Source organism: Leptospira saintgironsiae, from assembly GCF_002811765.1.
In the GTDB taxonomy this organism is placed as follows: Bacteria; Spirochaetota; Leptospiria; order Leptospirales; family Leptospiraceae; genus Leptospira_B; species Leptospira_B saintgironsiae.
This window is the reverse complement of sequence record NZ_NPDR01000005.1, coordinates 1-23,663: the sequence shown is the minus strand read 5'-3', so window position 1 is coordinate 23,663 and position 23,663 is coordinate 1. Positions and strand designations below refer to the sequence as shown.

The 23,663-nt window shown below is 39.0% G+C and carries 23 protein-coding genes; 11 read left to right on the top strand and 12 right to left on the bottom strand.

All coding sequences use genetic code 11. The annotated features are described in order from the left end of the window. Positions 1-18 precede the first annotated feature (18 nt). Both CH362_RS12280 and CH362_RS12275 read left to right on the top strand, forming a co-directional pair. Positions 19-810 (top strand): DUF1295 domain-containing protein, encoded by a 792-nt coding sequence (locus CH362_RS12280; protein WP_100710643.1) that lies wholly within the window; start codon positions 19-21, stop codon positions 808-810. 30 nt (positions 811-840) lie between these two features. After that, entirely contained in the window at positions 841-1,881 is a 1,041-nt protein-coding gene (locus CH362_RS12275; RefSeq protein WP_100710642.1) for an SAM-dependent methyltransferase, read from the top strand. Here CH362_RS12275 and CH362_RS12270 read toward each other — a convergent pair. After that, on the bottom strand, positions 1,851-2,471 hold the full coding sequence (locus tag CH362_RS12270; RefSeq protein WP_100710641.1) for a TetR/AcrR family transcriptional regulator: 621 nt from the start codon (positions 2,469-2,471) through the stop codon (positions 1,851-1,853). The genes CH362_RS12275 and CH362_RS12270 overlap by 31 nt on opposite strands. A gap of 85 nt (positions 2,472-2,556) precedes the next feature. On the opposite strand from CH362_RS12270, the gene CH362_RS12265 reads away from it, so the two are divergent. Next, positions 2,557-4,140, top strand: coding sequence for a phytoene desaturase family protein (locus CH362_RS12265; protein WP_100710640.1), 1,584 nt, complete (start codon positions 2,557-2,559; stop codon positions 4,138-4,140). Between the two features lie 27 nt (positions 4,141-4,167). Here CH362_RS12265 and CH362_RS12260 read toward each other — a convergent pair whose 3' ends face one another. From CH362_RS12260 to CH362_RS12230, 6 genes are all read right to left on the bottom strand, one after another. After that, a complete protein-coding gene (locus CH362_RS12260) occupies positions 4,168-4,923 on the bottom strand; it encodes a hypothetical protein (protein ID WP_100710639.1) in 756 nt (251 codons plus the stop codon). Positions 4,924-4,972: 49 nt separating this feature from the next. Continuing rightward, positions 4,973-5,179, bottom strand: coding sequence for a hypothetical protein (locus CH362_RS12255; protein WP_008589214.1), 207 nt, complete (start codon positions 5,177-5,179; stop codon positions 4,973-4,975). 78 nt (positions 5,180-5,257) lie between these two features. After that, entirely contained in the window at positions 5,258-5,806 is a 549-nt protein-coding gene (locus CH362_RS12250) for a hypothetical protein (RefSeq protein WP_100710638.1), read from the bottom strand. Beyond that, positions 5,790-6,899, bottom strand: a complete 1,110-nt coding sequence (locus tag CH362_RS12245) for a KamA family radical SAM protein (RefSeq protein ID WP_100710637.1) — start codon at positions 6,897-6,899, stop codon at positions 5,790-5,792. The genes CH362_RS12250 and CH362_RS12245 overlap by 17 nt, the downstream gene beginning before the upstream one ends. Before the next feature lie 272 nt (positions 6,900-7,171). Further along, complete coding sequence (locus CH362_RS12235) at positions 7,172-7,492, bottom strand: hypothetical protein (protein ID WP_100710636.1); 321 nt, start codon at positions 7,490-7,492, stop codon at positions 7,172-7,174. Between the two features lie 65 nt (positions 7,493-7,557). After that, positions 7,558-8,466, bottom strand: a complete 909-nt coding sequence (locus CH362_RS12230; RefSeq protein ID WP_100710880.1) for a phosphate ABC transporter substrate-binding protein — start codon at positions 8,464-8,466, stop codon at positions 7,558-7,560. Positions 8,467-8,644: 178 nt separating this feature from the next. Between CH362_RS12230 and efp the strand changes: the two genes are divergently transcribed. The 4 genes from efp (at position 8,645) to CH362_RS12210 (ending at position 11,166) form a co-directional block, all read left to right on the top strand. Beyond that, positions 8,645-9,211, top strand: a complete 567-nt coding sequence (gene efp, locus CH362_RS12225; protein WP_086445659.1) for an elongation factor P — start codon at positions 8,645-8,647, stop codon at positions 9,209-9,211. Between the two features lie 94 nt (positions 9,212-9,305). Next, complete coding sequence (locus tag CH362_RS12220) at positions 9,306-9,839, top strand: 1,2-dihydroxy-3-keto-5-methylthiopentene dioxygenase (RefSeq protein WP_100710635.1); 534 nt, start codon at positions 9,306-9,308, stop codon at positions 9,837-9,839. A 3-nt stretch (positions 9,840-9,842) separates the two neighbouring features. Beyond that, positions 9,843-10,478, top strand: a complete 636-nt coding sequence (mtnB, locus tag CH362_RS12215; RefSeq protein WP_100710634.1) for a methylthioribulose 1-phosphate dehydratase — start codon at positions 9,843-9,845, stop codon at positions 10,476-10,478. Between the two features lie 4 nt (positions 10,479-10,482). Next, positions 10,483-11,166: an SDR family NAD(P)-dependent oxidoreductase gene (locus CH362_RS12210; RefSeq protein WP_100710633.1), complete on the top strand. Its 684-nt coding sequence runs from the start codon at positions 10,483-10,485 to the stop codon at positions 11,164-11,166. A gap of 3 nt (positions 11,167-11,169) precedes the next feature. Here the strand turns inward: CH362_RS12210 and CH362_RS12205 are convergent, their stop codons facing one another. The 4 genes from CH362_RS12205 to CH362_RS12190 all read right to left on the bottom strand — a co-directional run bounded on the left by CH362_RS12205 (position 11,170) and on the right by CH362_RS12190 (position 20,281). Further along, a complete protein-coding gene (locus tag CH362_RS12205; RefSeq protein ID WP_100710632.1) occupies positions 11,170-12,165 on the bottom strand; it encodes a response regulator in 996 nt (331 codons plus the stop codon). Position 12,166: 1 nt separating this feature from the next. Further along, positions 12,167-15,154, bottom strand: a complete 2,988-nt coding sequence (locus CH362_RS12200) for an MHYT domain-containing protein (protein WP_100710631.1) — start codon at positions 15,152-15,154, stop codon at positions 12,167-12,169. 6 nt (positions 15,155-15,160) lie between these two features. After that, a complete protein-coding gene (locus tag CH362_RS12195) occupies positions 15,161-17,680 on the bottom strand; it encodes a histidine kinase N-terminal 7TM domain-containing protein (protein WP_100710630.1) in 2,520 nt (839 codons plus the stop codon). Between the two features lie 144 nt (positions 17,681-17,824). Further along, positions 17,825-20,281 (bottom strand): hybrid sensor histidine kinase/response regulator, encoded by a 2,457-nt coding sequence (locus CH362_RS12190; protein ID WP_100710629.1) that lies wholly within the window; start codon positions 20,279-20,281, stop codon positions 17,825-17,827. A gap of 521 nt (positions 20,282-20,802) precedes the next feature. Here CH362_RS12190 and CH362_RS12185 point away from each other — a divergent pair. After that, complete coding sequence (locus CH362_RS12185) at positions 20,803-21,840, top strand: tyrosine-type recombinase/integrase (protein WP_100710628.1); 1,038 nt, start codon at positions 20,803-20,805, stop codon at positions 21,838-21,840. 84 nt (positions 21,841-21,924) lie between these two features. Here the strand turns inward: CH362_RS12185 and CH362_RS19485 are convergent, their stop codons facing one another. Continuing rightward, positions 21,925-22,050 (bottom strand): hypothetical protein, encoded by a 126-nt coding sequence (locus tag CH362_RS19485; protein WP_279628964.1) that lies wholly within the window; start codon positions 22,048-22,050, stop codon positions 21,925-21,927. On the opposite strand from CH362_RS19485, the gene CH362_RS12180 reads away from it, so the two are divergent. From CH362_RS12180 to CH362_RS12170, 3 genes are all read left to right on the top strand, one after another. Then, positions 21,992-22,243, top strand: a complete 252-nt coding sequence (locus tag CH362_RS12180) for a ribbon-helix-helix domain-containing protein (protein ID WP_244280572.1) — start codon at positions 21,992-21,994, stop codon at positions 22,241-22,243. The two genes, CH362_RS19485 and CH362_RS12180, sit on opposite strands and share 59 nt — an antisense overlap. Continuing rightward, positions 22,221-22,637 (top strand): type II toxin-antitoxin system VapC family toxin, encoded by a 417-nt coding sequence (locus tag CH362_RS12175; RefSeq protein WP_100710626.1) that lies wholly within the window; start codon positions 22,221-22,223, stop codon positions 22,635-22,637. The genes CH362_RS12180 and CH362_RS12175 overlap by 23 nt, the downstream gene beginning before the upstream one ends. 189 nt (positions 22,638-22,826) lie before the next feature. Beyond that, a complete protein-coding gene (locus CH362_RS12170) occupies positions 22,827-23,447 on the top strand; it encodes a DUF4145 domain-containing protein (RefSeq protein ID WP_208859583.1) in 621 nt (206 codons plus the stop codon). Positions 23,448-23,663: the final 216 nt, after the last annotated feature.

Sequence of the window (23,663 nt, the reverse complement as noted above, 5' to 3'; positions counted from 1 at the left end):
GTATATCGGAGCATTCTAATGTACGAAAAAGCTGTGTCTTTAATGTTCAGTGCTTGGGTGGTTATATTCTTTTTGATGAGCCTTCTTTGGTTGATCGGAAAGCTGATCAAAAATTATTCCATCGTAGATGTGGGATGGGGACTTTGTATTTCCACAGTTGCAATTGTGTATTTTATACTAGGGGATGCTTTTTCGGTTAGAAAGGCTATCTTTACTTTTATGGCAACGGTTTGGGGTTGGAGACTTTCTTATTTTATATTTACCACAAGAGTTCTGACGGGACATGAAGATGCAAGATACACAGAATTCCGAAAAGAATATGGAGATCAGGTAGATCGAAAATTTTTCACAAATGTATTTCAGTTCCAAGGAATTCTAGGAACGATCTTAAGCCTTCCTTTTCTTTTTCCCGCTCTAAATCCTTCCATACAAACACATACTTTAGAAATAATAGGCCTTTGTGTTTTTATAATCGGACTTTGGGGAGAATCAGTAGCTGATTTTCAATTAGCGGAATTTAAGTTAGATCCTGCGAATAAAGGAAAGGTCTGTGATGCTGGGCTTTGGAAATATAGTAGGCATCCAAATTATTTTTTTGAGTGGATCATTTGGGTTTCATTTGGCTTGGTCTCACTTGCTTCTCCTTGGGGATGGATTGGTCTTATTTCTCCATTAGTTATGTTTATTCTTTTAACTAAAATAACAGGTATTCCTTTGAATGAGATAGGACAACTAAAGTCCAAGGGAAATCTTTACCTGGAATATAAATCCAGGACCAGTGCATTCTTCCCTTGGTTTCCTAAAAAGTAGATCCAATTTAGAATATAGGAGAACTGAAATATGAGCCTGATCTATACTCTAATGGAAAAAGATATTTTTCCGGATTGGTTGATTCGATTTAGAATAAGACAACTTCTACGCCTCAGACTTCGTATGGAAGATAAAGGAAGCCTGGAAAAAAATCAGGAACACCTGATCCAATACGTAAATTTTCTAAAACGATCTCCTATTGCAATTGATACTAAGGCTGCAAATGAGCAGCACTATGAGGTACCTGCTTCTTTTTTCAAATTGGTAATGGGAAAACATATGAAGTACAGTTCAGGCTACTGGACTTCCTCAGATATAGGCATCGACGAATCAGAAAGAGCGATGTTAGATCTGACTTGCAAAAGGGCAGAACTCGAAAATGGGATGAATGTTTTGGACCTGGGTTGTGGCTGGGGGTCTCTTTCTCTTTATGTAGCGGAGAAGTATCCGAAATGCAAAGTAACAGGAGTTTCCAATTCTAAAAGTCAAAAGAAGTTCATAGATTCAGAGGCTAAAAAAAGAGGTTTAAAAAACCTGAATATTCTTACGGCAGATATGAATGTATTTAAAACGAATCTTAAATTTGATCGTATCATCTCTGTAGAAATGTTAGAGCATATGAAAAACTATGAGGTTCTATTTCAAAAGTTGGCCACTTTTCTAAAACCAAAAGGAAAGTTTTTTGTACATATATTCACTCATAAAAAATTCGCTTATCCTTTTGATATTATAGATGATACGGATTGGATGGCGAAATACTTTTTTACCGGAGGCCAAATGCCTTCTCATGATCTGTTTTTATATTTCCAAAAGGATTTTCAGATCTCAGACCAATGGGTTGTAAACGGCAAAAATTACGCTCTTACTTCAGAAGCTTGGCTTTCCAATATGTATAAAAATAAAAAGGAAGTTCTGGAAATTTTAGAAGAAACCTATGGAAAGGAACAAGCAGTAAAATGGTTTGTTTATTGGAAAACTTTCTTTATGGCATGCGCAGAACTTTGGAAATACAAAAACGGAGAAGAATGGATCGTTTCTCATTATCTTTTTAATCCAGTATATAAAAACTGAATTAAATCCTTAGTGATCTTTCTTGCTTGTTTGATCTCGATAGATCGAAACATCATTTGTTGCCCTGATAATAATACGGCAACACCGTGAGCCATTGTCCAAGCAGAGGTGGCTGCTTTTTCTGCATTTCCTTCCGGGATCAATCCTGCTTTTTGACAATCTTTGATGATATCTACTATGATCTGAAAAGTTTCATCTTCTGTTTTGATCAAAGAATCGTATTTTAGATGGCTTTCGATCTGGTTTCCGTACATGATTCGAAATAGATCAGGATTTTCTAATGCGAATTCTACATAAGAAACTCCGGATTCTCTGAATAAAAGCAAAGGTCTTTTTTTGTATTTTGCTCTTAGTCTTTTTTGTCTTTCTGCTAAGATCTTAAATCCTTCTTCTGCGATATCTGCGTATAATGATTCTAAATCTGGATAATGCCTATAGGGAGCAGATTGGCTGACTCCGGCCAGGGTAGCGGCTTTTCTGAGACTTAGGGCCTTATAACCTTCTTCTTTTAAGATCTTTATGGAGGCGTCCAATAAGGCTCTTTTTAGGTCCCCGTGGTGGTATGAATTTTTTTCTTGGGAATTTTTCATGTTGACATGTATTACATTGAAGGGTCTAATTATAAAACTGAATGTGTTCAGTGTTCACATTGAATGCGAATAAGAGGTTTTGTCAATGAATATTGATCAAGTAGGAAACGAATTCGATATTATATTTATAGGTTCCGGAATGGGAAGCCTAACCACCGCAAGTCTTTTGGCCCAATCTGCGGGTAAGAAGGTCCTGGTCCTGGAAAAACATTTTCAGCCTGGCGGTTTTACTCACGAATTCCAAAGAAAACAAGGAAAGTATCATTGGGACGTGGGCATTCATTATGTGGGCGATATGCATGAAGGAGGGCTTTGTAAGAAGATCTCTGATAAGATCACTCGTGGAAAACTCACATGGAAAAGAATGAAAGACCCTTTCGAACGTTTGGTTTTTCCTACTCGAAATTTTGATATTTATGGAGATCCGGAAAAGTTCAGATCGGATCTGATCAATGCATTTCCTGAAGAAGAGGAAGCAATCGAAAGATATTTAAAGGATATTAGAAAAATTTCAGTCCTTTTTGGAAAAGCAATCATGATGCGACTTTCTCCTCCTCCTTTGGATTCTCTTATTGGAATATTAGGAGAAGGAAATGTAGTAACTCTCAAAGATTACTTCGATAGAAATTTCAAAAGTGAAGACTTAAAGGGAATTTTGGCGGCGCAATGGGGAGATTACGGACTTCCACCTTCTAAAGTTGCTTTTGCGATGCATGCTACACTCGTGCAGCATTATATTAACGGAGGCTATTATCCAGTCGGAGGCGCCGGTAAAATTTTCGATACTATAGAACCAATCTTACAAGAAAACGGCGGAGCAGTCTTATCTTCCGTAGAAGCAAAGGAAATCCTGATCAAGGATGGAAAGGTAGTAGGGGTAAAAGCGAAAGCATTAAGAGGAGAAGGTCATGAACGCGACTTTTTCGCTCCGGTGGTGATCTCCTGTGCCGGAGCTTATCCTACTTATACAAAATTGATCCCTGATTCTTATCCGATTTCTTTCAGAAAAGATCTAAAAGATTTTTATAATAGAGAAAGAATGACCACAAGTATTTGTCTCTATCTTGGTCTTTCCGAGAGTCCTGCAAAATTCGGATTTAGTGGAGAGAATTACTGGATTTTCGCTTCTCCTGATCATGATAAGAACTTTTCCGAAAGAAATGATTGGCTTTCTGAAAGTGATGAGATCCCGAATCTATATCTTTCTTTCCCAAGTCTAAAAAATCCGGAAGCTAAGTCTCATACCATGGATGTGATCACATTCACAGACTATTCTAATTTTGCAGAATGGAAAGATGAACCTTGGAAAAAAAGGGGAGAAGAGTATAAAGAATTTAAAGAGAGGATCATAAATCGGATACTGACCACATTGGAATCCAGATTTCCTGGCCTTACTAAATTGGTTGAATTTGCAGAACTTTCTACTCCTATCACGAATGAACATTTTACTTCTCATCCTGACGGCGCAATCTATGGTTTAGCTTGTGTTCCTGAAAGATACAAAAAGGAAAAATGTCCTTGGTTTGATGTCAGAACCCCGGTTGAGGGTCTGTATTTAACAGGTGCGGATGCTGCTTCTCCAGGAATTGCTGGCGCGATGATGGGAGGACTGGCTGCTGCTCTTGCAGTAACTGGAAATGCAAATCTACTGAGAGAATTAAGAAATTAGAAAATTCTAATGAAAGAGGTCCGCATCCTAATAATTCAGTTTTAAGATTCGGATCTCTTTTTCTTCGAAGCGAAGAGTTTCTTTGAGTTGGTTGAATCTTTCCACAGAGAATGGAGACTCAGGAGAACGTAATTCCTTTTTCAACTTAAGAACTTCTTCATATAGTTCGAGTAATTCTAATGTGTTTCCCTTAGCTTCTTTAGAATAAAGCGCACGGAACATAGGTCCGATCCTAGAAGGGATGTCTGAGTTTACGATTTCTGCAATTCCAAGATCTTCGATATGACGGAACATCCAGTTTTGGAGATAAACTGTTAGAAGTCTTTCCATCCGGACTACGTCTTCCTTAGTATTACGAGGAACGATACCTTTATAAAATCTATAACGTTTTCTTAAATATTTGCCTGCGGTGTTTCCATCGATTGGCTCTGATTTAAGTTTTTCCCATTCTTCTTTGATGACTGGAAAGTATTCTGAGCCGAAATATGGTTCGCCCAATTCGCAGATATGGATAGCACCTGGATCATAACTTCTCATTCGGGTGCGGAATCCGTCCCAGTCTGCAGCGAGTAAGTTTACCTGTCCCTGGCTTTGGAGTGGCTCCATAGCCCTGTTGATCTCTCGGATAAAATTTCCTTTGAGCTGATCGGAAGGATCTGCGAGTACAAGGAAGTTGAAGTCGGAGGATTCGTCTCCTTCTCCTCTTTGTCTAGAACCGAAAAATATAAGTTCGAATGGTTTTAGGGAGGAGACGCTGGATAGATTTTCTTTAATTCGTTCCATGGCTTAAGAATCGCTTTCGTCTCTTACTCTAGGAATATTAGAAGATATACTATTCGAAAAACAAACGCATCCTGGAAAGGTTTTCCAAAATTGCTTTGTAGGCCCGATCTCTATCTTCTGGATCTCCGAATGGTAATGATTTTACGTGGTTGAAGTCATGGTAGGTGATCTCTATTGAGTTTGCTGCCATGTTCTTTTTGATCGAGGAGATATAGTCTAGATTAATGACCTCGGTATCCCCCAATTTTAACCACATTCTATCTTATCCTCGGGATCTCTTCTCCCCGCCGGATAACATACTTTCCGGATCAAAATCGGTCAAGAAAATACACTTTTAAAACGCTTTTATTCCCCGGCTTACGAATTCGTGGAATTCTTTTCCTAATTCAGCAGTGCCCAATCCCTTTTTATTTTCCAATTGGGTTTCGAATACGAATATGAACGCTTCTTTTTGCCATTCCCAACGGACGTAACATTTTTCAGCTCCGGATCCTTTGGCGCAGCCTGAAAATACTGTGGCCCGGGAATTTTCCCCAATTGGAAAATATTGGAATTGTCTGGAATTGAATTTTGCCTGGTCTGTTTCGGATACCAATTGTCTGAAATCGTTTGAATTATCCTCAGTATAAGAAGAAGCCCGGAAAGTTTCGAAATTGGAATTCGTGTCGGAAATTTTACATTCGTAGAAGAGTCCCCTGGCGAATAATCTTCCCGAGTTGAGTAAAACCGAATGTCCGCCTGTATAATATACTACATCATAATTGAGTCGAAGTGCCGACGGATTTTCAGCTACGACCGAGGTCGGATTCTCCTGGTGGCTTTTGCATTCTGAGAAGGCCAGGGCGGATATAAGCAAAATAATACTTTTAGAAACCGATCTCATACAGATCTCCTTTATAATTTCGAAATATATAAGAAGAAGTTTTGGTTTCTTCCAGATAGTTCGCGGGTAGAGGTACTTTTCCTCCTCCTCCTGTCAGATCCACTACATATAACGGAACGCTCAGTCCGCTGATACTTCCTCGGATCTGCTTCATGAGTTCCACACCTTCTTCTATAGGGACCCTAAAATGAGAAGATCCGAATACCTCGTCGCATTGGTGCAAATAATACGGTTTGATCCCGATTTTGGTCAGTCCGTAGAATAAATCTGTCAAAGCTCCTACAGAATTATTGATCCCTTTCAAAAGTACAGCCTGGTTTAGAACCGTTACTGCACCTTCTTTCACGAGCATCCCGATCCTTTCTTTTACTAGCTTTGTAAGCTCTTTGGAATGATTGAAATGTGTTACCAGATAGATCGGAAAATGTTTTTTGAGCACCTGACAGAGTTCCGACGTAATCCTCATAGGAAGTGTAACAGGGTATCTCGTATGGATACGAACCTGATTGATATGTGGAATAGATTTTAATTCGCCTAGGAGATAATCCAGTTTGGAATCAGAAAGATTTAAAGGATCTCCTCCTGAAAGGATTACTTCTTTGATCTCAGTATGTTCTCTAAAATAACGGATTGCGTCTTTCCAATCTTCCGCGCCTGGCGTCTCTGCGGATTGGGATACCTTTCTTTTTCTGGTGCAGAATCTACAATAGACTGCACACACATGAGATAGGTACCAAAGAGCTCTGTCTGGATAACGATGAGTCACTCCTTTGACTGGCATATAGGACTCTTCTGCCAACGGATCTCTTCTGTCCCAGGTTCTTGTATGTAGCTCTTCTTTTCTTGGTAAAACTTGTAATCGAATAGGGCAGTTCGGATCTTCCGGATCTGCGAGATTAAGATAATAAGGAGTAGCGGAGAAGCTGAACACTTCAGAGCAGGCGAGTAATGCTTCTTTTTCTTCGGAACTGATCCGGATAGTTTTTTCCAGTTCGGATCCATCTTTGATCCGATTTTGGATCTGCCATTTCCAATCCAACCATTCCGATTCAGAAACTTTCTTTTGTTTTGGATGTGATGAAACGAGTTCCAAGAAGCCCTCTTACTAATGGATTCTCACGCCTACAATTCCAGTCAACCGAGTATCCGTATAAAAAAGAAGGAAACCAAACATAGGTTTCCATTCGAGTCGTTTATTTATATAACCTCGAGGAGAATGCCCATCTATTAAAGTTGGAGACTTAGGAGAAGGATGAGCAAGATTTCCCGTTTTCTGTTTTTGCCGAAGCGGAATTTTTGCCCGAAACCGCATTCATGCTTTTTACGGGGAAAAGTCTTCCCGAGGACTTACAGAATGAAAACCGGTCAGACCGGAGGGGGAAGGAAAAGATAACGATATGCTAGGGTGTGAAAGTAAAAATTGCGACCTGAGTCATTCGGAAGAAGGCTACTCTTTAATCCGGAAGCTGACTGGGAGAATTTAGTGATTAATCCGATGACTGCATCGTCTGCACTCGCGGAGAACAAGGAAGGAAGCCCTTGGTCATCACCATCTCTAAAGGATTGTGTCCTTGATTTTTTTTGAAGGGAATAACTTTTAGTGGTACTATAATCTCTGGCCACGACCTCACTGAAGAGGGCGAGTACCATGAATAAGATCAGAGGTAAAAGCCAAAGCCGCTTCATATCTATCTAAACTTAGACGGAACAAAACGGCTTTCGCAACCTTTTTTCGGAGAGAAAATCGGAATTTATGGTTTGATCGCTTCTACTTCTACAGTACTTAAAGTACTTCTTAAATAACCGCTTTTCAGGACCATAGCTTGTCCTTCTTCCGAAGTGATATAAGTAATGAACTCATCAATTTTTTTACCTCTATCGGAGAGATAAAATAGGTACAATCCTCTAGAGAGTTTGTATTTTCTTTCGGAGACATTTTGGATGTTCGGCTCCACAAAAGGATCCTTTCCAGTTTTGGAATAAGGAACTGCTTTCACTTTTCCTTTGTTCTGGATCTGTGCGCTTCCCATTCCCATAAAACCAATTGCAGCAGTATCTTTCTCGATCAGATCTGCCATCGTATCGTTATCCGCAACTACCTTGGAATCATTCGTGAATTCTTTCTTTTTAGAGGCTTGGTATTCTTTTTCTCCCAAGTCTCTTTGTCTTAAGATATGAGTTTCGAAATAAGCTGCAGTTCCACTCTTATCGTTTCTTAGAACAACATGGATTGGTCCAGGTTTTCCGCCAACTTGGGACCAATCTTTTATCTCTCCGGAAAATATTTTGGAGATCTGTTCCAAGGTAAGTTTAGAAACAGAGTTTGCTGGGTTCACTACTACAGCGATCCCATCATAACCGATGAGTACATTCTCGAACCTTCCCTTTCTTTCGAATTGGGTTTGTTCTTCTGGAGTTAAAGGTCTGGAAGAAGCAGCTATATCAGTCTTGGCTTCGAATAATTTTTCAATCCCTTCGAAGGAGCCTCCCCCTTGGACGGTCACTTCTATATTAGGATTCTTCTTAGCGTATCCAGCCGCTACCACGTTCAGTAATGTATGCATGGTTTCGGAGCCGGTGATCAGTAAGGGTTCTTTTTTGCAATTGGCAACCGTTAGCACGGTAAACAGTAGGAGTAAGAGCGTTAATTTTTGTTTCATCGAATCTTTGGTTCTCCGGAAATCTTTTCCAAAAGGGGATTCTCCTCTCATAAGGCGAAAAGTCGAACGGATTTTGGCTCTGAAATATTACAATTAACGAGGGAGCAAGAGTACATCGCTTGACACCCGGCCTTCCCGAAAGGATATAGAAGTAGCGTATTTTTTATTTAGGTCGTTTATGAACTTAGGCATTACTGAAGTTAGAAAAGGAATGGTTCTAAAGGTAGAAGGAGAACTTTATTCCGTTGTAAAAAGTGAATTCGTGAATCCAGGAAAGGGTTCTGCCTTTATCCGCACAAAATTAAAGAACCTGGTTCGTAGTAGTTCTATCGAAAGGACCTTCAAGGCTGCGGAAAAATTAGAATCTGTAGAATTGGAAAAGAGACAGATGACCATCTGTTACTCCGAGGGTGATGATATCATCTTCATGGATACTAACGATTTCGAACAGCTTCCAGTTTCCAAAGAATATCTAGAAGATATCCTACCATTCTTAAAAGAAGAAACCGCTATGGAGGTTTCCTTCTACGAAGGTAAACCAATCGGAGTGACTCCTCCAAACTTTGCGATCCTGCAAGTAACTTATGCGGAAGAAGGTCTCAAAGGTGATACCTCTGGAACCGCTCTCAAAAGAGTAACTGTAGAAACAGGCGGAGAGATTAACGTACCTATTTTTATTAAACAAGGAGATTCTATCCGGATCGACTTGAGAGATCTTACCTACGTGGAAAGGGTAAATAAATAAGGTTTTATAAAGCGGCCTTCCAAACAAACAGGGCCGCAACTACCGCTTGAGGGTGCGGAGCTAAAAAAGGGACACCACCTAAAGGAGGACGCGAATGGCGACTATTATCCAAAAACCGGGACTACCGGAAATTAAAGACAATACTGAAGTTAAATCTTTCCTAAATAAAAGAGGGATCGAGTACGATCATTGGCCAGTTCCAAGTGCCTCTAATCCTCTTACTGATAAATTAACTCTTGTAGATGATGAGAAAGAAGCTCTTCTCAAAAATTTGGACAACCGTTTCGAAACCTTAAAAGAAAAAGAAGGGTATCAATCTAGAGATCTGATCGTTCTTCATCCACAAGTTCCTGGCTTAAACGAGATGTTGGCCAAATTTGATAAAGTCCATTATCATACTGACGACGAAGTTCGTTATATAGTAGATGGATCCGGGATTTTTGGATTCGCACTTTCTGGCGAAAAATTTTTAGTAAGAGTAGAGAAGGATGATTTCATCTCGGTTCCTAAAAATACAAACCACTGGTTCACTCTAGACGAGAACAAAAGAATCAAAGCAGTCCGTTATTTCCAAGACATGAGCGGCTGGGTTCCTAATTACGTAGAAGAAACTACGGCTCTAGTTTAAAAAATGTCCCAAAAAAAGATCCTGACCCGCTTAGCGGAGTCGGGAGTTCTATATCATTCTAAAGGATGGATGCCTGGAACTGCGGGTAACCTTTCTATCAAGGACGAGAAAGATCCTAACGTATTTTGGGTAAGTGGAAGTGGTTTGGACAAAAACAAACTGACTCGAAAAGATTTTCTTCCTGTAGAAATAGAATCCGGAAAAGTATTAGAAGGCTGGAAAGGTAGAGAAGGTTTGAAACCTTCTGCTGAAACTTCTATCCACAGAGCGGTTTATAAAGCATTTCCCGAAATGGGATGTTCTCTTCATGTTCATACTCCAGAATCCAATTTGATTGAGATAGGAGTTTCTAAAGAAAATCCAATTGAGGATCTTCCTCTTCTCCCTTTAGAGATCATAAAAGCATTTGGTATTTGGGATGAGAATCCTAATGTATCAGTTCCTGTTTTATATAATTATCCTAAGGTCCAAGATATCTCAGATCATTTGGAACAACATCTCATTCAGGCAAAACCAAGAGTTCCATTCTGTGTTATAGAAAAACATGGGATCACTGTTTGGGGAAAAGATCTGATCCAGGCAAATCGACATCTGGAAGCTGCGGATTTTTTACTAAAAGTCCGGGCAATGTCCAAGTAAGAACATGGAACCCAAAAACATCCTGGTAGTCGGGGCCGGATCAGGTATCGGCAGATCTTTATTAGAAAAACTGAATACAAATCCAGGATATTTTCCGATTGGGATCTCCAGACGCGGGGTCACCTTAGAGGGAAATTTAGAAAGAGGGTCAAATTATTTTTGCGATTTGGGAGACCAAAACCAGATCCTTAAATTTACTTCTTCACTTTTGCAATCCTGGAAAGAGATCCATGCAATCTATTTTGCTTCCGGAGATGGATTATTCTTAAAAATAGAAGATCTAGAATGGGAAGATCTTCAAAAACATCTTACTCTAAACTTAAGTGCACCTATTTTGTTAACTTCTAAACTTTTGCCTTCTATGAAAAAGGGATCTCTGCTTTGTTATATTTCTTCTACTGCAGGAAGACAGGGATTTCCGGAATCTTCTCCTTATTGTGCTTCTAAACATGGTCTGGCTGGTTTTGCAAAGGCAATCCGAGAAGAAGTAAAAGGCCGTGGAATAAGAGTTACTACAGTGTATGCTGGAGCGATAGACACTCCGATCTGGGACGGTAGAGAAGGTTTCAAAAGAGAAGATATGATCCCTGCATCCGACGCTGCGATCTTTTTAGAAAGTTTATATTCTCTTCCTGCAAGTTTCAATCAGGATGAAATACTTTTTCTTCCGCCTAAAGGTGTGTTATAAACTTTAGGTTTCCGCCCAGCGTTCCCTGATCTCTAAAAGTTCAGGCATCAAATTCAAAAATACCGGAACAAGCCCAGGATCGAAATGAGATCCGGCGCCTTTTCGGATATGATTGACTGCGTCTTCGATACTCCATGCTTTTTTGTACGGTCTTTCCGTAGTGAGTGCATCAAATACGTCAGCAATCGTTACGATCCTTGCTTCAATTGGAATGGCATCTCCCATGATCCCATTCGGATAACCACTCCCGTCCCATTTCTCATGGTGGTTCAAAGCGATACTTTTGGCCATTTGTAATAGAGAAGAATCATGATCTCCAATAATCTCCGCTCCGATCTTAGAATGAGTTTTCATGATTTCCCATTCTTCCGGGTCAAGTTTACCAGGTTTTTGTAATATACTATCTGGGATCCCGATTTTGCCAATATCGTGCATGGGAGAAGCATGTAGGATTTTTTCTGCAGTTTCTTCCGAATGACCTAATGCTTTTGCAAGAGTTTGGGAATAATGGCTCATTCTGATCACATGTAAACCCGTTTCGTTGTCTTTATATTCTGCAGCGAGCCCCAATCTTTGGATGATCTGTAATCTAGTTTCTTTTAACTCTTCATTTCGGACCAAAGAAAGATGTGTTTTTACCCTGGCTTTAACGATTGCAGGACTTACAGGTTTCGTAATATAGTCAACTGCTCCTGCTTCGAAACCATCCGCTTCGTCTTCTTCTTCCGCCATAGCTGTTACAAATATAACGGGTATTCTGGAAGTAGAAGGTTCATTCCGAAGTTTTTTACAGGTTTCGTGCCCGGTCATACCTGGCATCATCACATCCAAAAGAATAAGATTAGGCTTTTCCGAGATGGCGAGTTCTAAAGCTTTTAATCCGTCTTTAGCAAAAAACAGTCTATAATCTTCTTGTAATATTTGTTTGAGTACTTGCAGGTTTGCTGCTTCGTCATCTACAACTAAAATTTTAGGTCTGAAATCTAAGAGATGGCTCATTCTATTTTCCGAGATCCGATTCTAATCCAAGTTGGACGATAAATTTTTTGAGAAGAGTATATGCCTCTTCGAATTCGAATTGTTCTATTTTAGAACGAAAAGATTTAAAATCGGAGTTTTCCACTTTTGTTCGGATCAGATCCGAAAATTCTTCTAGATATTCTTCTTCTATCGAGCCTCTTTGGAAAGAGCCGGATAGTTCTTTTGCTAGAATAGAAGCCTTTTTAGGATCCCATTCCACTTCTTTTCCGGAAGGATGGATTTCTGGATCTGCAATCGTTTCAGAAAAACCTAATACTCTTGCAATCTCAGCGATCATCTGGTCCATCTCCACTGGTTTGGAGACAAATCCGTCCATGCCGGCCGCACTCGCTGCATGTTTATCTTCTTCAAAAACGCTTGCAGTCAATGCCAAAATAGGGGTCCTAGGAACATTCTCTTGGGCCTCATGCATTCGGATGACTTTAGTCGCTTGGCGACCGTCAAGTCCTGGCATCTGTACGTCCATTAGAACCAGATCGAAAGATCCGGTCGTGACTTTTTTTACTGCGTCTTCTCCGTTATACGATGATTCTACTTGGTGTCCAAGGTTTTGGAGAAGAAGGCTTACTAGTTCTGTATTTTTTTCGACATCATCCACGACTAGGATCTTTAAAGCAGGAAGTTTAATCCCTGTTAGTAATTTGTTTTCTTGTCTAGGGTTTCCTTCTTTTAAAGGAAGAAGTACATGGAATGTACTTCCTTTTCCTAATATGCTCTCTGCCCAGATCTTCCCGCCCATTAACTCGGTTAACTGTTTACAAATTGTAGTACCAAGTCCTGTTCCACCAAAACGTCTCGTTGTAGAAATATCTGCCTGAGTGAATGGTTCAAAAATTTTTTCTAATCGGTCTGCTTGGATCCCGATCCCAGTATCTTGTACAGAGAAGCGAAGTTTTCCTTCTTCTTTTATTACTTTTAAACTGACTTTTCCATTGTCTGTAAATTTGACTGCATTACCGATCAGATTCATCAATATCTGTCTGATGCGTAAAGAATCTCCCTTATAAAATTCAGAAAGATTTGGATCTTGGATCACTTCAAATTCTAAATTTTTCTTTCGAGCGCTAATCCCTAAAGTGGATTTTAATTCTGCTATCAATTTGAAAAGAGAGAAGTCTATTTCTTCTAATTCAACTGCTCCTTTTTCCAATTTCGCAGTATTTAAAATATCATTCAAAAGTCTTAATAAAGATTTTGCAGAACTTTTGACTGTTTCCAAATGAGTTCTATGATTTTTTTCTAATTCATCCGAAAGAAGGACTTCTGTAAATCCAAGGATCGCATTCATTGGAGTTCGGATCTCATGGCTCATGTTTGCCAAAAAGGAAGTTTTAGTGATCGCAGCAAGTTCTGCTTTTTCTTTTTCCTTTCGTAAAGCTTCTTCCATTCTTCTTCTTTCTGTGATATCTAAAATAACTCCGTCAATGAAGATTGCTTCTCCATTTCCACCATAAACTCCGCATCCATTATCCCAAAGCCATCTGATCTCTCCGTTTTTGTGGATGATCCTATATTCTAAAGTAAATGCTCTTTTTCCTGCAACTGCAGAATCGACTATGGACTCTACCATTTTAATATCATCAGGATGCACAATATCTTTGAAAGATCGTACAGATGTTACGCTTACAAAATCATGGACAGGATAACCGGTGATTGATTCGGAAGCATCACTCATGAATAACATATTCCAATCATTATTAGGAAGACATCTGTAAGTAATCCCAGGAATATTTTCGATCAAGGAACGCACTTGTTGTTCACTTTGTTTTAGTGCGTTTTCGATCATTTTTCTTTCGCTGATATCTGTTACAAAACCAACAAATAGATCCTCTCCGGCAAGTTTTCCGTGACCGATTGCTAATCGTACAGGAAAGTCGGATCCATCTTTTCTAACACCTATAACTTCTCTACTGCTTCCAATAATTTTAGAGAAGCCCGCGCTTAACATTGTATCTGAATTTCTATCTTTTGCATTATAGTAAGGATCAGGCATCAGCTCTCTGATATTTTTACCGATCGTTTCGCTATTTTCATAACCAAAGATCAACTCTGCGGAACGATTGAGTTCTCTGATATTACCCTGACCATCCATTGTGATCACACCATCCACTGCGGTGGTGATGATTGTCCTAAGTCTGGATTCACTTACCCTTAGATTGTTTACTAGATCTCGGTATCTTAAGAACCAATTGACTGCAAATGCAAACAGAGTGAATGCAATCGTGATTAAAGAAACTGACAGCGCTAAGAATGTGGAGTCTGTGGTTTGAGAGATTAGATTTGGATCTTCTTCTCCTATAAACCTTGCAGCAGCCATTCCAGTATAATGCATTCCTGAAATTGCAGATCCCATTGTGGTAGCTGAAATGAGAGAAGGCCATAGAGTTCCTAATTTCAGATTTTCTAAACCGAATCTTACCCAAAGAGAAAGTATTGCAAGAACCACTGCAACTACAATGGATAATGCAAAGAACCATGGATCATAACGTAAATATGGCCCTGTTTCTACGGCAGCCATTCCAGTATAATGCATGGCTCCTATTCCGGAACCCACAAGTGCGCCGCCTAGCACTAGTTCTGTGACAGAAATTTTAGGCCGATTTACAAATGACAGCGCAATTGTAGAAGCAAGAAGACTCGGAAAGATAGAAAGAATCGTTAAACTTTTATCATATTGAACAGTTGTGCATAGTTCAAAGGAAAGCATTCCTATAAAATGCATGGACCAAACACCACAACCTAATGCAAGGCTCGCCGCAGAAGAAATTAAATATTTTGTAATAGGTGGAGAAGATTCTGGAACTTTCTGTCCTACAATCTGTAGAGCGATATAAGAGGCAAATATCGCCATCAAAACGGAAAGAGTGACCAGCCAAGGGTTATACGTAGCCGTAAGAAGTTTAGAAGTAGAATTATAAATGAAAAAATTATCTAAAAATGCGATCACAAAAATTCAGACCTCGAAAGGAAGCCCCACATAAAATATTGTATTTCCAGGAGAAGATTCGAACCAGATCCTTCCCTTATGTTTTTCTACAATTCGCTTTGCTATATCTAAACCTAATCCAGAACCTTCTCCCAAAGGTTTGGTAGTGAAGAATACATCAAATACTTGGTCTTTCACTTCTGCAGGGATTCCGGGTCCCTTGTCTTGGATGGAAACTATTACTTCGTTTTCTTGTAAGACGGCGTTGATCCCAATGGAACCTTTATACGACATTGCCTGGACAGAATTCATGATCAAATTTGTCCATAAATGCATTAAATCATCCGGGAAACCTAAAAATTCTGGGATCCCATCCAGATTAGTCGAAACCTCTACACCATGTTTAAACAGATTTTGGTATAGTGTTAGAACAGTATCTATATTTTCTTTTAAAGAAAATTTTCTCTTTTTATGAGAGGACTCGAAATGTGCAAAACTTCTGAGTGCATATACAATTTTTGCGGAACGTTCTACTGCGGTTTTGATCGTATCTACGCATTGTTCAGGACCTAAAAGATTTAAAAAGAAGGGTAGAAGTTCCCTTGTATTCTGATTTTTTAATATTCTTTCAAAATTTTTCCAAGAAGAAGTAATCCCGAAGTCCGCAAAAAATTCGGCCGTTTCTTCTGGGAAAAGAATATCTGCTGATTTCATTTCAGTTTTGATCTCTGCAAGTACCCTTCTTCTTTCTAAACCGATCAGCATCTCTTTGGAAGAAATACCTAAAGTGATTAGTTCTTTGTAGGAATTCCAATCTTCATCGGATAAAGAAGATAGAAGCGGAAGAATAGAACGTAAATCCGTTCTGATCTTTTCTAGATAGGAAAGAATATTAAAACCTGCGGCTTGGATTGCGCCTATAGGGTTATTGATCTCATGGGCAATCCCCGCGGCTAATTGTCCCAGGTCTGCGAGTTTAGATGCTTGGATCAGTTTTGCTTGGGTCCTTTTTAGATTTTGGAGAGCATCTTCCAAATCAAATTTTTGAGATTCAATAATCTCGTTCTTAGCTAAAATTTCTTCATTCGCTCTTTGTAATGTTTCTATTCGAAATTCTGCTTCTTTTAAGCCTGTAGCATCTGTTCCTGTAGAGATCACATATTGCAAATGACCATTCTTATCTCGAACTTCTTTATGTTCCCAGAGAGTCCTTCTCGATTTTCCATCTTTGGTCCTAAGAAGTACGCTAGTATGTTTTGGGAACTTCTTCTTAGCAAAACGTTGCTCAAAAACTTTTCCGATTATTTTACTTTCTTCCGCAAACAGTTCAGTTTCCCAAAAAACTTTTCCTTCTAACTCCATTAAATCGAATCCTGTGGTTTGTAAACAGGCTCTATTCAATAAAATTAATCTACCATCTCCATCTAAAACTAAAAATAGGATGCTAGTAGAGTCTAAAATACTCTGAAGAATATCTCTTCTTTCTGAAAGTTTTCTTTCGGAGATTGCTCTTTGGGTCACATCCCTAAGAACAACAATTGTGATATGAGAACCTTCTGCTCTTTGGGAACGAACGGAAACATCATAATATTTTCCATGGTTCGTTTTCCATTCTGTACTTGTCTTTCTGTTGGTACGGCATTCTTCAACAAGGACACCCAGATCCGGAAGAAATTCAGAAAGTTTGGAATCTTGTTTTAATCTCGCAGTTCCAAGCAAATTTAAGGCGGAAACATTTGCGTCCAAAAGGAAACCGGAAGAGTTCATTACAAAAACTGCATCTTGTATATATTCGAATACTTGGTTTCTTGCTAACGGAATGAGATTTAAGATCCTGAAATAGAAAAGGCCGTACATCCAAACGATTAATGCAAAACTTGCAGTTAAAGGAAAAATATCTAGTTTAGGATGGATGAAAGGGATAAAACCCCCAGCAGTCATGACTTGGCTTCCGAATGGGAGAGAGATCCCTATCATAAAAACTAAACATCTTATTCTGTGAAATGCTCTTTGGGACCAGGCACCATATATTAAAATTATAATACACAGGGTGAATATGGAGATTGAATTGATTACATAGATCTGCATCCAAGGCCCGTATTCATAAATCAATGCAAGCCAAGGAGCAGATGGGTCAAATCTGTAAGAAGGGCGGATCCATTCTGCTGGCCCGAACCAAACGGCGATTTCGGTGCAGATTGGAATGATTGAAAAAAGAAAAATGCTGATCGGATGGATGAATCTATTTAAATTCGCTACTCTTAAGCAAAGAAAAAGTAGGGATGCGATTAGAAGATCGGGGCCTATAAATTGGAAATTATCCCAAAAGATAATGCTCTCAGGTCTTATGCTGATTATCTCCCAAAAATATCCAAAGCTATAAAGAATAATTCCAAGACATACAAGGATGAATTCTGGAGCACCGGAAGTTTGTCTGCTTTTGAATCCTATTCTAAGAGAGAGAACGGAAAGAAATAAACTGATTAACGGAAGGATCGCGTAAGGAGTCCATTTAAACCAGGATAAAGATTGGACTTCCGTTCCCATGCAAACTAATTTTGAACGCCACCCCTTCGGCTCAAGGAGAAAGTTTCTAAGCTTAAAATATAAGACGTATTAGTTGGTTCTATCCAATCTTTGAAGAGTAAATTTATCTCTTAAGTAAAGAAATTATAGAGTTTATTATGTGTTTCAGTTATGAAAACCGACCGCAGTTCCGACTTTTTCTCCCAAGGTAAAGAAGAAGGACGCACCTTCTCCTGGTTTTCCTTCTGCCCAAACTGAACCCTTGTATCGCGTGACGATCCTATGTACGATTGCAAGACCCACACCTGTGCCTGAAAATTCATCCTGTCTATGCAATCTTTGGAATACACCGAAGAGTCGATTGTAATATTTCATATCGAAACCGGCTCCATTATCTTTTACAAAGAACGTTTTACCTTTGTCTGTATGAGTAACTCCTATCTCCACTTTAGGCCTTTCCTTTTTCGCGGAATATTTTACCGCATTGGAGATTAGGTTTTGGAATACGTAAGACATCATATCCCTGTCTGTGGTAACTTTCGCGAGTGGATGAATTATAATTTCGGCTTTATGTTCTGTTTGGTCCTTGATCTGGCTTACCACATTTTCAGCAACTTCAGTAAGATCGAATGTAGAATCCTTCAGTTCTTTTTTACCTACTTTAGAGAATTCTAATAAGTTATCGATTAGATTCTCCATTCTTTTTGTAGAGTCTATAAGCACATTAAGGAATCGAACTCCTTCTGGATCAAGAACAGCACTATGATCTTCTAAGATCATTTGGGTATAACCTTGGATTGCTCTCAATGGAGCCCTCAAGTCATGAGAGACAGAATAAGAGAATGCTTCTAACTCAGCGTTTGCAAATTCCAATTCAAAATTTTTCTGTTCTAATGTTTCTAAATTTTTCTTTCTATCTTCTGCAATTGCGAGAAGAGACTTCACTCTTACAATCAACTCTTCTGGATGGAAAGGTTTACATAAATATTCGTCGGCCTTCGCCTCCCAACCTTTTAACATTGCCTCTCGATGGGTTAATGCAGTTAGAAGTACCACAATAGTTTTTGCAATTTTAGGATCTGCTTTGATCTCTTTACAAAGCCTAACTCCATCCATTTCGGGCATCATCACATCTGAAAGAACCAGATCCGGGTCCCAGGAATAAACCAATTTTAGACCTTCCTTTCCATTTTCAGCGGATCTTACCTGGCAGAAAGGAGAGAGAATGGAATAAATATAACTAGAAAGATCTTCGTTGTCTTCGCAGATCAAAACTTTCGGTTTGTCTGAGATCTCCACATCTTCTTTATTAGAAATTTCTAAACTAGAGAATTGGGTCGAATGGGAGGAAATTTTGGAAGAAGGCTCCTTCTCCACTGATTCTGCTGTTTGTGCAGGAATTTTAACACTAAATTTGCTTCCTGAATTTAGTTTGCTAGTAACTTCTACAGAACCGCCTAAAAGTTCCGAGAAATCTTTTACCATTGCAAGTCCGAGTCCTGTTCCACCGTATCTTCTGGTAGAGGAACCTTCTGCCTGTTGAAATTTTTTGAAAATGATCCTTTGATCCTCTTCCGAGATCCCGATCCCGGAGTCTTGAACAGAAAGAAGAAGTTGATCTTTAGAATAAGCTAAGGTAACGGAGATGTTTCCATCTTTAGGAGTGAATTTTAATGCGTTTGATAGAAGATTAAAGAAAATCCTTTCGAATAAATAACGATCAATCAAAACATTCGGATTGGAAGAAGGAAGTTCCTTTCGGATCTGAATGTTTTTCTCCAGTGCGCTTGGCTCGAAATCTTTTAAGATGGCTTCGACAAGATTGCTGATATTTGTGGGTTCAAGCTCTACTTTCATTTTTCCGGCTTCAAATTTAGAAAAATCTAATAGACTATTCACCATCTGAAGAAGTCTGACTGAATTATTATGAACCGTTCCCAACATCTGAATATTATTGGGAGAAAGGTTAGATCCTTTATCAGAAAGAATGGATTCTACCGGTGCTAAAATCAAACTAAGAGGAGTTCTAAGTTCGTGAGAAATGTTCGCAAAAAATTCGTTTTTGACCTTTTCAGTTTCTCTCAAACTTTTATTTGCAGATTGTAATTCCTGAGAGCGTCGGATGATCTCTCTTTCCATCTCTTCCGTGCGGGAGAGAAGAGCATCAGTCATCTCGGATTGTTTTTCTCCTCTTTCTTTTAGAAGAACAAACTCAGTGATGTCTTCTGCTTTATGGATTATACATTCTACCTTTCCTTTTTTATTAAGGACTGGAGAGTTCAAGGGACTCCAATATTTTACGGTAAAACCTCCACCTTCTTCTTCCGGAAGTTGGATATCGTATTTTTGCACCGCCATCGTGTCCGGAGCTTTTGTTTCCAAAACGCGAAGAAGAGAACTGTGAAGATTGCTCACACCTGTCGCTTCCGGATCGTCTGGATTATCCGGAAAAACGTCGAAAATACCTCTGCCTAAAATTTTGTCTCTCTCGGTTCGAGTGGCATTGAGATATCCATCGCTTACTGCTATAATTTTGAGCTCTGGAGAAAGTACCAGGTACAAACCTGGAATAGATTCAAAAAGAAGACGAAAATCAGGACTGTGAGAGGAAGAATGATCCATCTAGTTTGCCTAATATAGAAATGAAAGATTCGAAAATAAACGAATTCATTTCAAAATTAAAGAATACTGATAAAATAGAATATCTAATTTCCCAAAAAATTCCATTAGAATCTGTTCCGTTTTTAAAGTACCCTGCCTGTTTTGTCATGTCATAATTGTCCTTTGAGTGATGGACGCATTTAGGTATATTTCCAAAAAATCCTCCAACAACACATGTTAAGCGGTGACAGTATGATGTTGGACCTCCTGGAAAATTTTTCTCTTCTAAATCAATAAATTTGTCCGTAAAGGGCGCATAACGGATATTTTTCCGGTAACATTCCTGGAATTTCGGAATTTGCTGGCAATAAGTCGAAACACCGGTAAAAAAGGCAAAACTATACCCGGAAGCGTCAAATGGGGTCCGACGATTTCTTTTCTATAGGATTTTTCTTGTTTCAGTGTGACTGAAGGGGCGGAGCTATATTCCAAAATCAAAATAATTACTATACAAATATTTAGTATTCTTTCAAATTCTCCCCGTGCCCCAAAAAGTCAAAATTTGGAAAATCTGGGAGAATGGACTTTGCTTCAGCGCCATTTCGTTTTCTTACGATACCGAACTCTTCCAAAAATTCTCCAAAATGCCAAATGCAGTTTGGAGCCATAAGTTCAAATATTGGAAAATCCCGTATTCTGAATCTTTTCTCTCTGAATTTGTTTCCACCCATCGGGAAAAGATAGAAGCAGATCACGATATTCTTCTCATCCCCCTCAAAACGGAGGTGTTAAGGCGCAATTATAGCAAGAAAACTCTGAAATCCTATTTTTTATACAACCGAGCCTTCTTAAGATCTGTCGAAAAAAATCCATACTCAGTCACTGAGCCTGAATTAAAGATCTATTTGGACCGAATTTTATACGAAAGAAACTTAGCTTCCAATTCTCTAAGAGCAGCACTTCAATCTTTTAAATTTTATTATAATATTGTAATAGGCGTAAGATTTTTAGTATCTTACTCTCTTCCTAAAAGAGAAAACAAGATCCCGGAATCATTATCCAGAAAAGAAGTTATCAGGATCATCGAATCACTTTCCAACCCAAAACATAAACTTTTATTAAAACTTTGTTATGGATCCGGCTTAAGAGTAGGGGAACTTGTAAAGTTAAAAGGATATGATTTAGATTGGGATAAAAAATCTATTCGTATCAGACAAGGTAAAGGAAAGAAGGACCGTTTCAGTCTTTTGCCAAATAGTTGCAAAGAAGATCTAAACGATTTGTTCAAACACCAAGTCAAAAGTTCCTGGATTTTCGCTGGCCAAATTCCAGGCAAACATCTTAGCGTCAGAAGCGCGGAAAACATATTCACTTCTGCTAAAAATAAAGCAGGCATCACTAAAGACGTTTCGATCCACGACCTGAGACATGCATTTGCAATCCATCTGCTGGAGTCCGGCACCTCAATCAAAATGATCCAAAGACTACTTGGCCATGTATCTGTAAAAACCACGGAAATCTACGCTAGAATTGTTGACCCTATGGTTTCTAAGGTCAAAAGTCCTCTGGACGATCTCTGATTATGCGCTATTGCGCCCATCCACTTCATGGGCGCAATACTACAGATAGTTAGAGTTATACGCAAGGCTGACAAAATCAACTTTTTAAGAATAATCGTATAAAATTCTTGTATGTAATACTAAATCGTGATACATTGTATTTGTGATCAGTTTGAGAATACCACCAGATTTAGAGAGAAAGTTGGATTCATTTGCCAAATCTAAGGGCAAAAGTCGTTCCGAGATCGTCAAAGAATCAATTCTTGAATATATAAAAAACCATAGTTCAAGTAAGACTCCTTTTGAATTAGGTGAAGATCTATTTGGTAAATATTCAGCGAATAATCAGAAATTAGCTCAGAATAGAAAAAGTATCTTAAATAAAACATTAAAGGACAAGAATGAAAAACGTCGCACTCGTTGATTCTGGTCCCATTATAGCATTATTCAATTCAACAGATGATTATCATAAGTCAGTCTTTAAATTTCTAAAGAGCTTTAAAGGATCCTTATTTACTACTTGGCCGGTGATAACTGAGGTAATTTATTTACTTTCATTTTCAATAGATGCTCAATCAGACTTTTTAGAATGGATAGAACGTGGAAGCCTGCAGATTTTAGATATAACATTAGATGATCTAAAATATATTAAAAGTCGGATGCAAAAATATTCAGATTTACCAATGGACTTGGCAGATGCATCTTTAATGTGTATTGCGGAGAGGGAAGGGATCTATAATATTATTAGTATAGATTCTGACTTTTCTATCTATAAGACATTAAAAGGTAAATATCTAACAAATTTATATAATAATTAGGCCAGCCCAGCGTATAACTTTCGGTGCTTCCGCTACGCTTCGAGATTGCTTCGCAACTCTCGCTCGGGCTTCGCCACATTTGCGTCTGTCACTCGTCTTGCAGAGCAAGCCTCGCGCCATTGCAAACGTCGGAACACCTTGGTCGTTAGGCGTAATGCGCTCTAGATTTTAACTAAAAGGGAAAATAGAATGCTTCGACAAATGCTTACTAATTTGGATTTAGATAGATGCCCACACTGTAATGTGAATCAGCCGAATTTAATTAAAGCTTCGCATTTTCAAACTCTATCTTCCGATCAGAGAGTGCGCCGTGACTGGGTAAATTATCGATGCCTTCGTTGCGGTGGGGTTGTTTTATGTGAAGGACGTACGCACGTTCAAACGACGAGTGATGAAACATTTATAGAATATTTATATCCAACTAGTTCAGTGGCTCTTGATGAATCTATTCCTTCGAGAGCTAAAGAATATTTAAAGCAAGCGATTGATAGTATCGTTGCGCCTTCAGGTTCAATTGTTCTAGCTGCAAGCAGCGTAGATGCTATGCTTAAAAACAAAGGATATAAAGAAGGAACACTTTACGGGAGAATCGATAGGGCGGCAAGCGAACACCTAATTACAAAAGATATGGCCGATTGGGCACATGAGATTCGCTTACATTCTAATGAAGAAAGGCATTCCGATGAGGAAAGTGAATTGCCAACTGAAGATGAAGCAACGAAGTGTATTGAATTTGCGTTAGCTCTTGCTGAGTTTCTGTTTGTCCTTCCTTCTAAGGTTGAAAGAGGCCGGAAAAAAATCTTAAAGTGAAGAAAGCGCACTACGCCTAACTATCGGCTCTGACGCAGCGCTTCAGGATTGCTTCGCAACCTTCGCTTGGCCTTCGGCACATTTTGTTTCCGTCACTTCGTTTGCATGAGCAAACTCGCGCCGTCACAAAACGTCGTCAAGCCTTGGTCGTTAGACGAAATAACCATAAAGTTTGACGTATTAGCTAAAGTTCTATTCTGTTTTTAGAGAATTCGC

Bases quoted from the DNA above. Each gene is read 5' to 3' on its own strand.
- CH362_RS12280 (WP_100710643.1), top strand. From the start codon at position 19: ATGTACGAAAAAGCTGTGTCTTTAATGTTCAGTGCTTGGGTGGTTATA.
- CH362_RS12275 (WP_100710642.1), top strand. From the start codon at position 841: ATGAGCCTGATCTATACTCTAATGGAAAAAGATATTTTTCCGGATTGG.
- CH362_RS12270 (WP_100710641.1), bottom strand. From the start codon at position 2,471: ATGAAAAATTCCCAAGAAAAAAATTCATACCACCACGGGGACCTAAAA.
- CH362_RS12265 (WP_100710640.1), top strand. From the start codon at position 2,557: ATGAATATTGATCAAGTAGGAAACGAATTCGATATTATATTTATAGGT.
- CH362_RS12260 (WP_100710639.1), bottom strand. From the start codon at position 4,923: ATGGAACGAATTAAAGAAAATCTATCCAGCGTCTCCTCCCTAAAACCA.
- CH362_RS12255 (WP_008589214.1), bottom strand. From the start codon at position 5,179: ATGTGGTTAAAATTGGGGGATACCGAGGTCATTAATCTAGACTATATC.
- CH362_RS12250 (WP_100710638.1), bottom strand. From the start codon at position 5,806: ATGAGATCGGTTTCTAAAAGTATTATTTTGCTTATATCCGCCCTGGCC.
- CH362_RS12235 (WP_100710636.1), bottom strand. From the start codon at position 7,492: ATGAAGCGGCTTTGGCTTTTACCTCTGATCTTATTCATGGTACTCGCC.
- CH362_RS12230 (WP_100710880.1), bottom strand. From the start codon at position 8,466: ATGAAACAAAAATTAACGCTCTTACTCCTACTGTTTACCGTGCTAACG.
- efp (WP_086445659.1), top strand. From the start codon at position 8,645: ATGAACTTAGGCATTACTGAAGTTAGAAAAGGAATGGTTCTAAAGGTA.
- CH362_RS12220 (WP_100710635.1), top strand. From the start codon at position 9,306: ATGGCGACTATTATCCAAAAACCGGGACTACCGGAAATTAAAGACAAT.
- mtnB (WP_100710634.1), top strand. From the start codon at position 9,843: ATGTCCCAAAAAAAGATCCTGACCCGCTTAGCGGAGTCGGGAGTTCTA.
- CH362_RS12210 (WP_100710633.1), top strand. From the start codon at position 10,483: ATGGAACCCAAAAACATCCTGGTAGTCGGGGCCGGATCAGGTATCGGC.
- CH362_RS12205 (WP_100710632.1), bottom strand. From the start codon at position 12,165: ATGAGCCATCTCTTAGATTTCAGACCTAAAATTTTAGTTGTAGATGAC.
- CH362_RS12195 (WP_100710630.1), bottom strand. From the start codon at position 17,680: ATGGGAACGGAAGTCCAATCTTTATCCTGGTTTAAATGGACTCCTTAC.
- CH362_RS12190 (WP_100710629.1), bottom strand. From the start codon at position 20,281: ATGGATCATTCTTCCTCTCACAGTCCTGATTTTCGTCTTCTTTTTGAA.
- CH362_RS12175 (WP_100710626.1), top strand. From the start codon at position 22,221: ATGAAAAACGTCGCACTCGTTGATTCTGGTCCCATTATAGCATTATTC.
- CH362_RS12170 (WP_208859583.1), top strand. From the start codon at position 22,827: ATGCTTCGACAAATGCTTACTAATTTGGATTTAGATAGATGCCCACAC.